Below are 13,278 nucleotides of genomic sequence, written 5' to 3'. Positions count from 1 at the left end.
GAGCTAATTCTTCATATGTGTTGATCATACTTAGCAGGTTAGCACGCACTTATGGTATAGGTATTATTAGATCCTATATCCTCGACAAATATTAAATAATTTCCACTCAATTTTTATTATATTCTTGGAGAGAAGCTCTAATTTATAATCGAAAAATAAAACTACCTCAACTCATCCCCTAGCGGCACAACCACTTCGTCTAGCAGCTTAACCCATTCTCTTTTTAAGCTTGGGCCGTATTTTAATGGCTTTGCGTCTGGGTTGGCTTGTTTGTATTGGTCAAAATCTTTGCTGTCTAGTATTCCTTTCATGTTCGGTATCTTTTCAGAGCCGGCAATGTATTGAATGGAGGATAGATGCAGTTCTTTCTCGTCGACGAACCAGTTGTCGGCAAATTGTTGTACTTGGTTGTCTCTCGTTCCGGTGAAGTATTGGCGTTTGACGGAAAAGATGTCGCCATCGGCTTCGACTTTTTCGTTGTCCATCGCGTTTAGGATGGAACGGTAGACGTCTTTGACGATTTCTTTTTTGTTTAGTTTTTGCAATGCTTTTTCAATTTCTTGGCGGATGTCTTGGTCGTTTGCGGAGTAGTTGCCGAGTAGTTGATCCACAAAGGCAGAGTCGATGTCATATACTTTGATGGCATTTTCCCCGTAAAATTCAATGGATGAGAAGTCAGGCTGTTCTTCATCGTCTTCGTTTTTCTCGTTGAGTAAAGATCCTTTTACCGTGTTGTAGACGCCGACGGTCTCTTGAATCACGGACACTTGGTCCTGGAGAGCTGTTGATTTCTCCATCGCATCATTATAGTCGTCATACGTGACTAACGCCTCATAAGAGTTGTTTAATTCTTGAAAGGCTTTGACAAACTCCACCTTATCTTCGACGGGGGCATGTTCGTCGATCGTTTCAAGATTAAAATCTGAGTCTGTGAGAATACGGTGTGCTTTTTTGAATCGTTTGAGTGATTCCTCGTAGGTTGGATACACAAGCTGGGTATCTTCCTGTTGATTGGAATACAGTTTCGTCGCGTTTTCGACGTTTTGTTCCATTGTGTACGGTTTTCGAAACGTCATAATGAAACCCTTCGTTTTCCCAGGGAACGTTCGATTGGTTCTGGAAAACGCTTGAATCAAATTGGCGTAGCTTAGATTCCGGTCGACAAACAACGTTTGGATCGTCGGCGCATCAAAACCAGTCAATAACCGATCGACGACGATGACCAGATCGAGGTGCTTTCCAAATTGCTTAAACTCCGCTTTTTTACGTGCAAGTCGATTGTTAATGTCCCCGTTGTAACGGTCAAGATCTTGGATCGACCAGGCGGTATCATAATAGTCGTTGTACTCTTGCATGATTTCTTTCATTTCATCTTCTTGTTCTTTCGCGTGCTCTTCATTCTCTTGTAAGGAATACGTGATTGCGATTCTTGGAAAATCAGGGTCATCAATCGTTCGCCCTTTTCGCAATGGATGCTTTTCGTTGTCCATCCAATTCGGGTCTTTGGCCATTTCTTTCATTGCATGATAGTAGCGCTTCGCCATGTCAATTGAACTTGTTGTTAAGATTGCTGACTTTTGGGGGCGACCGTTTTTGAAATCAAACTTCGTGTACGCATTGTCTGGTCGAAAAATCTTCTCAATCACGAGACGAATATGCGCGTCTTCCTCATAAATTTGCGGATCAATGTATGATTCTTTCTGTATGCCATCCATATCATCAATGAGCGCATTAATTTCTTCGTTCATCTTGCCCATATGCTTCGTGTCGTTTCGAAGTTGTTCGTATATGCTGTCGTTTAATGTTCTCTTATCGATCGTATCTTCATGTTCGACTTGAAAACCTAAAACCGCACCGTCATCCAATGCGTTTTTTATCGTGTATGTATGTAGCACATCGCCGTACTGGTCAGGTGTTGTACGAGCCAAACTACCTTTTGCTTGTTTTTTGTTTACATTAAAAATCGGTGTGCCTGTAAATCCGAACCACGTTGAATTCGGAAAAAAGGATTTGATGGAGTCCATGCCCTCTGCACTTAACGCACGATGGCATTCATCAACGACAAACACAACATGCTGGCCGAGAAGCTTTTGAAACCGTTGCTTGCCGTCTTTTTCTTCTTGCTTTTTTGCATATTTCAACGCACTTTCTAACTTTTGGCGCGTCGTAATAATGATCGTATTAGAGTTCGCATCGGCAAGTAGTGTCCGACTCAGTTCTTTGGAACTGCCCGTACCAACGATTAAACTATTTGCTTTGCCACTCCCAGAAGAGTCACCCGTGTTGTATTCGGAAGCGAATTTCGTAAATTCGGTTGTCGTTTGGTTGTCCAAGTCTTTTCGGTCAATTAACATAATCGTCCGATCCACGCCGTGTTTTCTTGCAAGTAGTTTCGTTGATACAAAACTCGTTAACGTTTTTCCCGAACCGGTTGCATGCCAAATATAACCAGATTGATGTTTGTTTGCTGATGTAAATAATGCTTCAATCGCATGAATTTGATAAGGGTGTAACACCATCAACACCCGGTGATCAATTTCTTCACTTACAATCGTGTAATTGGCAATGAGGCGGTGGGCATCCGGAATGTTCAAGACTTGTTTCACAAATTCATAGAGATCTTCCACTTTTCGATTGTCGGTCGTCCGCCAACTGAACAAGAATTTAGCATGCATATCTTTTGGCATCGCATTGGCGAAATACCGCGTCGTCTGCTCATTGGAGACGACAAACAACTGTAATGTGGAAAAGATGTTATGACGAAAAACGCCTTCCTCAGCGTATTTCTTCACCTGATTATATGCTTGAAAAATCCCGTCCTTCGCTGTCGCTTGCTTTAACTCAATCTGAACAATGGGCAAACCGTTAATGAGCAATGTCACGTCAAAGCGACGATCACGTCCCTCGACCGTTGCGCTTTGTTTTGCAATTTGATGGACGACTTCATACGTAGAAATTCCACCACCAATGTCATGGTTCGAGTAGAGCACGAGTGACATAGAGCCGAGTGAACGATCGTCCCGCTCAATCGTCACTCGTGCAATGCCATTCTCACCGCGAAGGAACCGAGCCGCATCGAACGGTGTTTGCGTATGCAGTAAAATATCTGCCTTTATGCGGTCAAACTCTTCATCCGTAATCGGGTTCTCCCCGATTTCAGATAAGTTATTCTGTGTAATAATTTTTCGGACATTTGCCCATAAATCAGCCTCAGACTTCAGATCAGGACGATAATTCCATTGATTATGCCCTTCGCCTAACACTTCAATTAATCGTTTTTCTATCTCTGCTTCGTCCTTTAGCGCCACTTCGTTCACCTCTATCTCTCGTTCTTACACAAACATTTTTTGTAGGAAAGCTTTTTTCGTTTCTTTGAGTGTCTCGAGTTCTTTCTCATGGAGAGCGATCGTGTCGTCGAGTTGTTTGAAGAAGTTACCGATTTGAGTTTGTTCTTGAATATTTGGTATCGTAACCTTCTTATCTTCCATACCTTTCTTAGTAACATGTACCATTGTTGATCCATTCTTATCACTCAATAACTTTTGTTTATCATATTCTAGTAGTTGAAGAGCAAAATGTTTAAGAAAACTATTCGATAAATTGATCTTCCAAATATGATAATGATATATAACTTTATCACCGGACCAAATATGGGGACCAAATGATGCAGACCATGTATACAATAAATCGCCGTTATTAGCATAATACTTATCATCAAGATCAAGATTTGAGTAATACCAAGATTTATTTGTATAGAAATTTCCAACTCTTACCACTTTATATTTCCCATCACTTAGCAACTCTTTTTGTTTATAGGCCCTACCATTGATAAACTCTGCAATGCTACCAAGGTTTCGGCTTTCCCACTCCCCACTAAACCCCGGAAAACGAACTTCCGGTACAGCCTCTCCTTCTTTTGGAAACATCTTTTGTAAGAAGCCTTGTTTCGTTTGTTTTAACGTGTCGAGTTCTTGTTGTTGGAGAGCGATCGTTTCGTCTAATTGTTTGAAGAAGTTGCCGATTTGGATTTGTTCATCGAGAATAGGCACTCTCAATGAAAAGCTAGCATATTCTTTTGCATTAACTCCTGGCTGACCAGATCGTTGTGAAGTTATATTAATGTATGTTCTATACTTTTCAGTAAGTGTATGCTGAAAAATAAAATATGGATGATAATTATTCAGCAATCTCATTCGAATCAAAAATCCTGCAAAATAAGCAATGCCATCACTAGAATTATAAATATATGATTTCCCAACACTCGCTCCCGTTCTTGCAATAAGAATATCACCTTGGTTTAGTAAGTAATTTTGAGATGCAGACAGGTTTGTATTTGGGGAGGTTAAATTACTATTAATTAAATTACGACTATGATCATCAATATCCGTTATTCTAATATACCTATTTTTCCCATCATAATTTGTAGCACTTGCATTAAGACCATATTCAAATTTATTCGCAATATCACCTAATGTTAATAGTTCCCATTCCCCACTAAACTCCGCAAACCGCACTTCTGGCACGCGCTTATTTTCCACGATTGAACACCTCTAATGCGCCTTTCATCCACTCTGCGTCTTTCTCGTCAAACTGTAGGGATGAAATCATTTCTTGTAAGTTGCTTTCGAGTTCTGCTTTTTCTTTACGGATATCCTTAATTGTCACGCCGACACTTGCCATGTCCACCGGGTCTTCTTCTTCGAATGTGTCGACGTAACGCGGGATGTTTAAGTTATAGTCATTGCTCTCGATTTCTTCATACGTAGCAAGGTGCGCATATTTGTCTACACTTTCCCGTTTGCGGTACGTTTCAACGATTTGGTCAATATGCTCTTCGGCTAGTTGATTTTGATTCTTGCCTTTTATAAACGTCTTACTCGCATCAATAAACAAGACGTCGCGCTTGTCTCGGTCTTTCTTTAAGATAATAACGGTTGTAGGGATGCTTGTCCCGAAGAATAAGTTGGCTGGCAACCCGATGACTGCATCAATGCTTCCGTCCCCGAGCAGTTTCTTACGAATCACACCTTCAGCTGCGCCGCGGAATAGCACACCGTGTGGCAAGACGATCGCCATCGTTCCTGAATTTTTCAAGTGATACAAACCATGTAAGAGAAAGGCGAAATCGGCTTTAGATTTCGGTGCGAGTTTTCCGAATCGGTTAAACCGGGAGTCATCTAAAAAGGTGTCTGCTGCCGACCACTTTGCAGAATACGGCGGGTTCATTAATACCGAGTCGAACGTATACGGCTCATCTGTTGGCCAGTCTTTGTTTAGTGTATCGCCGTTTCGCAAATTCATATCTTCATTGCTTACACCGTGAAGGAGCAAGTTCATTTTGGCCAAATTAAACGTCGTCGTGTTCATCTCCTGTCCGTGGTATTTCACGTTGTCAGGATAGTTGATATAGTTACGCACGTTTAACATGAGCGAGCCTGATCCCATCGTCGGGTCATACACACTGAATAAGCGTTTATCTTCTTGTCCAATCGCGGCAATTCGCGCCATCATGAGTGACACTTCATGGGGCGTATAGAACTCGCCTGCTTTCTTTCCTGCTTCAGATGCAAACTGACCGATGAGGTATTCATACGCATCACCAATCACGTCACCACTATGCCCAATCACATCAACGTCGTTCAGTTTCTTCAACACTTCAGTGATCGTAATGTTGCGTTGTTGATCGTCAGAACCTAGCTTTTTCGAACGTAAATCGACGTCATCAAACAACCCATTAAATTGATCGTAGTTGGACGACAGATCACTAAAGCCATTTTCCAAATGATGCAGTTGGAATAGGTTTTGCTTCGCTTGATTCGTCAGTTCATTAAACAAATACTCCGGCTTCATCACGTATCCGAGCGTGTCGTGGAGTGTTTCTTTTAAATCTTCACGAACATCTTCATCATCGAGTAACGATTGATATAACTCTGCTTGCTTCGCTTGCGTTTCGTACTCCTCAATCGTTTCATCCGCCACTTCAACGACTTTTTCTAGTAGACGATCTGATAAGTATTTGTAGAAAATCAATCCAAGTAAGTAGTTTTTGTATTCCGATGCATCCATCTTGCTGCGCAGATTATCGGCAGCGCTGAATAGTTTCTTATGTATAGGGGCCATAGTTACCTCACTTCAATTGTTGTATTATACACTTCTTCATTTTAACAAAAATAATTGTTCGTTCTAAACACCTTCAAAACATCCTTCTTATGTATCAGTACAAATTCATTATAATATAGGAAGGATTTAGGGTGAAGTGCCAACTTCCACCACTCCCTCCACTCTACCCCGAACCCTGACAATTTCTGTCACCTTAACATTACAAATATTTTTCCTCGTGTTACAATTTTCACGGATTCCGAGTTTCGAAGGGAGAGTTTTGATGAAACGATTGTTGACTGGAATCATGCTGATGGTCGGTGGGCTTGTTCTGACGGAGCCTTTGTCGGCGGAGGTGGTTCATTTTGATGACCACGATTCGATTTATGATACGGATTCTACATACCGAAATGTGGAGCGTGACATTATTACGGGCTACTCGGACAATACGTTCCGCCCGAATGAGACGATCATCCGCGGGCAGGTGGCGAACATGCTGTACCGGGCCCTTGATCTAGAGGCTTCACATCAAGAGAATCCATTTGTGGATTTGTCTGCGGATAGTCAGTATTATGAAGCGGCTGTGGCGTTGCACGAGGCGGGCATTTTTGTTGGCCAAGATGGTGGCACGCGCTTTAGTGCAGGCGAACCGATTTCCCGGCAGCAGATGGCGTCGGTATTGAACCGGGCGTTTGAGTTGCGTGACTGTGTGAATGGTGGACTTACTTACGCGTACGGATGTAACACTGAAGGATCGCTTGCTGATCTTGACGAGGCGTCTGACGTGCATCAGCCGAACATCGAGGCGATTTTCCATACGAATGTGAGCTTCCTCGGTGTCGGTCCCGGACAGCACTTCCGTCCGACAGAATCGTTGTCACGTAGCCAGCTTTCAATGTTTCTTGACCGTGCGATCATTAATGAGAACTATACCGTAAGCGGAATTGAAATGGCCACATCGGGGGCGACTGTCGATGAGGGCGATCACTTTTCCATAAGTGCCAAGCGCACGTTGGATTGGGACAAGCTGGAGCTCATGGATGCCCCGTATAACGGTACCGACCAGCTCGACCGTGAAAATGGTGAATTTAAGATTTATCCAGCTGATCTGTCAAGCACGATGCTTCATGAATACCGGCACCCAGCATCATTGTTTCCCGAAGAGCCAAGTGACACTACCTACTATTTGAAATACGACGGGGAGTACATTAGTGATGGAGATGTTTTTTCCCATTCAGCTCTCGTTGATTGGCGCCAGTAGTTCTTCACTTTTTATGTGGGGATTTTCATGAAAATCCTTCTTCACTGGGACTAAATTCCATCGTATACGTTTCTATGATGGAATTTATCCTTTTTATGTGGGGATTTGGCTCATTTTTTACTCACTTCTCGTATAGAAATCCCACATATACGCATGTATGTGGGTTTTCTATTAGACAGAAAATTTGATATAATGATTTCCACATTGCGTTTCATAACGGGAGGACGCTTCGCATGTGGCGAGTGCTGATTAGTTCGATCCTTACTTTATTGCTCGTATTATCCTTATTTCTGTTTGCCGTTTCCACAGGTCCGATGCAAGGCAATATGCTTGAAGTAGCGTCATCTGGTTTCGCTGCCCTTTACCTTGCGATTTCTGCCCCTGTATTAATTATCTATTCTGTCACTTATCTTCTAATTAAGACCCGAACCTTTGCAATAGTATTCGGTATTCTATTCGTATTATCCATTGTTTTAGGTGTTTTAACGAGTACGTTTATCGCGCTCATTAACAATTCTTGGATCTTCATCCTAAATAATCTGGTGCTCGCAACTGTATTCTATACAATCATTTATTTGTTGGGTAAATTCTTTACACCTGCTATTGCCCAGGAGCAAAATTGAGATTGCTTTTATAGTTGAATACTGACTTAACGATTCATCTCAATACAAGTCGTCGAACTGTGTCGAAATTTCGTTATATCAGTGGTAAAAGTCAGGTGCGAACCCGAAGCGAACATAAAATCCCTAGGGGACCCGCACCAAAATTCGGGTCAATTGTGTGAAAATATGTAATGGCACTAGGTTTAAATTGCCTTTAAAGTGTTAATGAGTAATTATGAGAAGAAGAAATAAGCGAATATAGGTCAGAAGACCATTTATTTCGCAGTCGCACCCTGTATGGGTGCGTGGATTGAAATGACTTCGGCGTCAATTATCTCGTAGTTTTCGTTGTCGCACCCTGTATGGGTGCGTGGATTGAAATACAACTTGCTATCAAAATGAAGCAGGAATCCAAGTCGCACCCTGTATGGGTGCGTGGATTGAAATACGACTTGAGGTCATTAACGATCTGCTGAAAATGTCGCACCCTGTATGGGTGCGTGGATTGAAATCCTGCCTGTATCCGTACGAATGAATGTTTGAGCTGGCGTCGCACCCTGTATGGGTGCGTAGATTGAAATGATGTATATTTCGCCAATTAGATCAGCCCCTTATTGGTCGCACCCTGTATGGGTGTGTGGATTGAAATGCATAGCTCGTTAGCGCAAGGATCGGTAGGGTGTCAAGTCGCACCCTGTATGGGTGCGTGGATTGAAATGTGGTATAAATAGATCATCAATCAAATACTTTGCGTCGCACCCTGTATGGGTGCGACGCAAAGTATACCGGGGTTGAGGAATAAGAAAACCGACGTGCACTGGCACGTCGGTTTTCTTATTCAACGATTGTCCCTTCTCGGTATTGGTCTCGCAATACGTATTTCTGTACTTTCCCTGATGGGGTGCGGGGCAATGCGTCGACGAAGATGATTTCTCTTGGTTTTTTGAAACGGGCAAGCTGGGCGGTACACAAGTCAAGGATGTCTTCTTTTTGTAATGGGGCGCTTTTGCTAGGAACGATGACGGCGCAAACAGCCTCAATAAACTTCTTATCGGGGATGCCGATAATGGCGACGTCTTTTACTCCTTCATGACGGATGATGACGTCTTCGATCTCTTTCGCATAGATGTTCTCACCACCGCTTCGAATCATGTCTTTTTTACGGCCGGCAATTTCTAGGTATCCGGCTGCATCAAAGATGCCGAGGTCGCCGGTTTTGCACCAGCCGTCGGCAAAGGTGGCGGCGGTGGCTTCAGGTTTGTTCCAATAAGAGGCGGATACGACTGGGCTTTTGATCCAGATTTCGCCGACTTCCCCGATGTCGCACGTTTCGCCGTCATCACGGACGGTTTTGATTTCAACGAGGGGCATGGCAGGACCGACGGTATGGATTTTGTCGCGATCGACTTTAGCATCGAGACATACCGCGATTGGCGTACCTTCAGTTAATCCATACACTTGAATGACACCGGCTCCGGGCAAAACACGATCCATCTGCTCAATCGCCCACGGAACGAGAGGGTCGCCACCTGTGACGATCCGACGTAGGGAGGAGAGCTCGTACGTGTGTAGCGATGGATGTTGGAGCAAATCATAGATCATAAATGGAAACAAAAAGATGTCGCTCACTTGCTCACGGTCAATTACGTCCATCACGCGCTCAATGGAAAATCCTTTACTTTTGGAAATTAAGACAGTCCCACCTTTGAGTAAGACGGGCAAGGCAAGGTCTTCCATTGCCCCGACGTGGTAGAGCGGTCCCGTCGTCATGGCTGTTTCTGTTCCATCGAGCGACCAACGCAATGCTTGAATGGTTGAAAACCATAACGTGTTGTCATGGCTCCAAACGGCACCTTTCGGTCGACCAGTCGTGCCGGATGTGTACATGAGCATCACTGGATCTGTGCTCTGAATACTCGCTGTAGAAATAGGTGCACAGCTGCCCTCTTCCAATTCGGAAAAAGAACGGCTCCAGCTCGGGACGGGCTCCCCGTCTGCGCACAAGCAGAGGTAATGGTCGATGTGCTTTGCCCCCGCCCCTTGAACTACACAGGTGAACTCATCGTTAAATATGAGTACGTGCATGCCTGCATCGTCGAACAAATATGCATATTCCTGACTTGTTAGTCGAAAGTTTAGGCGGACAGCAATCGCTCCGATACGGGCAATGGCAAAATAAAGGCCTATATACTCAAGGCTATTCGTCAAAAGCATCCCGACCCGATCCCCTTGCTTAACCCCTAGACTTCGCAAATGGTTTCCGTACCGGTTTGCTTTCTCATCTAATTGTGCGTAAGTCCAACGCTCCCCGTCTTCAACTTGGACGGCCGTTTTTTGCGGGTGCTTTAGACCATGTCGAATCATATAGTTAATATCCATCGTATCTGCCCCTTTTTCATTTGACTGTTAGAAAATGGTGCAATATTTGTTCCAATTATCAGATAATATGATACACTGCACATATCCACGGTTGATTGGTTTGCATATGCAGATGTGCATATTGAATGCGCAAATTTGCATACAAAGGAGCGAATGAGCATGTATCGAACGCCCTATTTTCAGTACGAACACGATGATGAAATCATGTCACTGTTCACAAGTGTGATTAGCATTTCCAGTGATGGCATTTACGTGTGCGATCGCGCTGGTCATGCACTACTGTTTAACGAGTCACTCCTTACCATTTCAAAAATTCCTGTTGATGCGTTGCGCGATTATACAGTGGATGAACTCGTCGAAAAAGATATCATCCCGATTTCAAGTGCAGGAAAAACGTTAAAAACCGGCCGACAAGAGAGCACGGTGATCGATTATTACGGAGGATCAAAAGCGATTTTGACGTCCACACCGGTGTATAACAAGAACGGAGAGATTCTTTGTATCATCTCCAATGTTCGCGACATTACGAAGCTGAATCAGTTGGAAAAAGAACTGTCTGAGCTCAGTCACAAACAATCTGCAATGAACGAACAGCAATTTTTTCAACGCGGTGGTCTCATCTATTCGAGCAAAGAAATGGAGGAGACGCTTGAGCTCGCCTCCGCTTTTGCACCGAACGATGCCCCGATTATGATTCTAGGGGAAACGGGTGTCGGAAAAGATATACTCGCACAATATATCCATGAAAAAAGTGAACGAACCGGACAATTTGTGAAAGTGAATTGTGGGGCCATTCCTGAGCATCTGCTGGAATCGGAATTGTTTGGTTATGTGAAAGGGGCGTTTAGTGGGGCAACGAGCGACAAAGTTGGGTTGGTTGAATTGGCGAATGGTGGAACGCTCTTTCTTGATGAAGTTGGCGATATGCCCCATCCCCAACAAGTAAAGCTATTGCATGTGCTCCAAGACCAGACGGTCCGGCGCATCGGCCATACGAAAACGACACCCGTAAACATTCGCGTCATCTCGGCCACGAACGCCGACATGGACACGTTGATCGCCGCAAAGAAATATCGAAGCGACTTATTTTATCGGTTGAATGTATTGTCGATTACAATTCCACCATTACGGGAGCGAATTGCCGATGTATCCACACTTTTATTCTTTTTTCTCAAACAGCTCGAAAAGCGGTATTCTCTAGTGAAGCGGATGGATTCTAGCACAATTCAAGCGTTGCTCCATTACGCCTGGCCGGGAAATGTACGAGAGTTAAAAAGCATGATCGAGCGCATGTACCATATGTGCCAATCGCAGACGATTACGAAAGATCTTCTACCCGACGGAATGACTGGAGCGACGGGTGAGAAGCTTGATATCTCGCTTTTTGATGAAAATAACGAACCTCCATCGTTAAAACAAGCGATCGCACAGTTTGAACAAACGTACATTGCTGACACACTAGCAAAAGCCCGGACATTAAAGGAAGCAGCCGAGCAGTTAGACATTGACATCTCAACACTCGTCCGAAAAAAGAAGCGATTAAATATTTCCTCACAATAATTTTGTAAGCGTTTACTTATGGCACGATGTTTGCATCTTCTTCGTGTACACAGATGAGGAGGGTGACGGTATGATTGGGATTTTAATTGGAATTGCGGTACTTATGATTCTCGCTTACAGAGGATGGTCGATCATCTGGGTCGCTCCAATTGCTGCTGGCGTTGTAGCTCTTACAGGGGGATTGGATTTGCTCGACGCCTATGCTGGCACGTACATGAGCGGATTCGTCGATTTCGCGAAGCAATGGTTTCCAGTGTTCATGCTCGGTGCGATTTTCGGGAAGTTAATGGAAGATACACGGATGGCAGCCACGATTGCGGTTACACTCACGAAAGTGATTGGCTCCAAACGCGCCATTCTCGGCGTGCTGCTCGCCACCTCAGTTCTTACGTACGGAGGTGTGAGTCTGTTCGTCGTCGTCTTTGCCGTCTATCCGCTCGCATTGGCACTGTTCCGCGAGGCGAACTTAACGAGACGACTTTTGCCACCAACCATCGCCCTTGGCGCGTTTACATTTACGATGGCAGCCATTCCTGGCAACCCACAAATCCAGAATCTAATCCCGACGACGCATTTCAATACGACGGCAGCCGCAGGTCCAATTATGGGCAGTGTTGCCGCAATCGTCATCGCCGGGGGCGGGTACGCGTATTTACGATGGCGGGAAAATCAACTCTCGAGCCGAGGAGAATTCTTCACTGAACCGAAGGACAAACAAATCATTGATCACGAAGATGATCGTCTGCCAAACTTCTTTCTTTCAATTATTCCGCTTCTGATCGTACTTGTAACGCTGAATCTATTCGGTTGGCACATTATTGTCGCGCTTATTACCGGTATTGTCGCGATTATGCTCTTTAACGCCCACCGCTGGCGCAAGTTCGTGACGTCTCTGAACAGCGGGGCGAGCGGGTCGGTGCTCGCGATTATTAATACGAGTGCCGCTGTTGGTTTTGGGACCGTCGTGCAAGCCGTCCCCGCGTTTGATCGGTTGGTCAATTCCTTGCTCTCACTCGGTGGGAACCCGCTCATCTCGCTCGCAATTGCGACGAATGTGATGGCCGGTGCGACCGGCTCAGGCTCTGGCGGGATTGCGATCTCGTTAGAGGCGCTCGGTGAGAGGTATTACAACTTGGCGCTCGAGACAGGTCTGAACCCAGAAGCGCTGCACCGGATCGCCACGTTGTCCGGCGGCGGGCTCGACGCCCTCCCTCACAACGGCGCCGTCATCACACTGCTCGTCGTCACGGGTCTTACCCATAAAGAGTCATATAAAGATATCTTCGTCGTCGCTGTGCTCATTCCAATCGTTGCGACCGTAGTGGCGATTGCTATGGCGTCAATGGGTCTCGTGTAAACGGGTGCGTTTTGTGGAGC

At 44.7% G+C, this 13,278-nt stretch carries 8 protein-coding genes and 1 CRISPR repeat array; of the genes, 4 read left to right on the top strand and 4 right to left on the bottom strand.

Going from position 1 to position 13,278, the window contains the following annotated elements; all coding sequences use genetic code 11:
• Positions 1 to 161: 161 nt before the first annotated feature.
• From ACE1TF_RS03655 to ACE1TF_RS03645, 3 genes are read right to left on the bottom strand one after another with little or no spacing between them, the layout of a single operon-like run.
• Positions 162 to 3,317: a type I restriction endonuclease subunit R gene (locus ACE1TF_RS03655; protein WP_375014346.1), complete on the bottom strand. Its 3,156-nt coding sequence runs from the start codon at positions 3,315 to 3,317 to the stop codon at positions 162 to 164.
• Between the two features lie 15 nt (positions 3,318 to 3,332).
• Positions 3,333 to 4,538 carry a restriction endonuclease subunit S gene (locus tag ACE1TF_RS03650; protein WP_375014344.1) on the bottom strand — a complete coding sequence of 402 codons (1,206 nt, stop codon included), beginning with the start codon at positions 4,536 to 4,538 and terminating at the stop codon, positions 3,333 to 3,335.
• The gene (locus ACE1TF_RS03645; protein ID WP_375014342.1) at positions 4,528 to 6,120 is read right to left on the bottom strand and encodes a type I restriction-modification system subunit M; all 1,593 of its coding nucleotides are present in this window, start codon (positions 6,118 to 6,120) and stop codon (positions 4,528 to 4,530) included. The genes ACE1TF_RS03650 and ACE1TF_RS03645 overlap by 11 nt, the downstream gene beginning before the upstream one ends.
• A 262-nt stretch (positions 6,121 to 6,382) precedes the next feature.
• Here ACE1TF_RS03645 and ACE1TF_RS03640 point away from each other — a divergent pair, with 262 nt between their 5' ends.
• Both ACE1TF_RS03640 and ACE1TF_RS03635 read left to right on the top strand, forming a co-directional pair.
• Complete coding sequence (locus ACE1TF_RS03640; protein ID WP_375014340.1) at positions 6,383 to 7,360, top strand: S-layer homology domain-containing protein; 978 nt, start codon at positions 6,383 to 6,385, stop codon at positions 7,358 to 7,360.
• A 233-nt stretch (positions 7,361 to 7,593) separates the two neighbouring features.
• Positions 7,594 to 7,983 carry a hypothetical protein gene (locus ACE1TF_RS03635; RefSeq protein ID WP_375014338.1) on the top strand — a complete coding sequence of 130 codons (390 nt, stop codon included), beginning with the start codon at positions 7,594 to 7,596 and terminating at the stop codon, positions 7,981 to 7,983.
• 264 nt (positions 7,984 to 8,247) lie between these two features.
• Positions 8,248 to 8,680: direct repeats of the CRISPR family, unit length 32 nt; unit sequence GTCGCACCCTGTATGGGTGCGTGGATTGAAAT.
• Between the two features lie 116 nt (positions 8,681 to 8,796).
• Here the strand turns inward: ACE1TF_RS03635 and ACE1TF_RS03630 are convergent.
• Positions 8,797 to 10,341: a class I adenylate-forming enzyme family protein gene (locus tag ACE1TF_RS03630; RefSeq protein ID WP_375014336.1), complete on the bottom strand. Its 1,545-nt coding sequence runs from the start codon at positions 10,339 to 10,341 to the stop codon at positions 8,797 to 8,799.
• A 159-nt stretch (positions 10,342 to 10,500) separates the two neighbouring features.
• Between ACE1TF_RS03630 and ACE1TF_RS03625 the strand changes: the two genes are divergently transcribed.
• Together ACE1TF_RS03625 and ACE1TF_RS03620 are read left to right on the top strand one after the other, a co-directional pair.
• The gene (locus ACE1TF_RS03625) at positions 10,501 to 11,901 is read left to right on the top strand and encodes a sigma-54 interaction domain-containing protein (RefSeq protein ID WP_375014334.1); all 1,401 of its coding nucleotides are present in this window, start codon (positions 10,501 to 10,503) and stop codon (positions 11,899 to 11,901) included.
• 70 nt (positions 11,902 to 11,971) lie between these two features.
• Complete coding sequence (locus ACE1TF_RS03620; RefSeq protein ID WP_375014332.1) at positions 11,972 to 13,258, top strand: GntP family permease; 1,287 nt, start codon at positions 11,972 to 11,974, stop codon at positions 13,256 to 13,258.
• The last annotated feature ends 20 nt before the right edge of the window (positions 13,259 to 13,278 follow it).

This window comes from Geomicrobium sp. JSM 1781026 (assembly GCF_041949955.1).
Taxonomy (GTDB): domain Bacteria; phylum Bacillota; class Bacilli; order Bacillales; family Marinococcaceae; genus Geomicrobium_A.
Note: the sequence above shows the minus strand (reverse complement) of the source record. Positions and strands in the feature narration are given on the sequence as shown.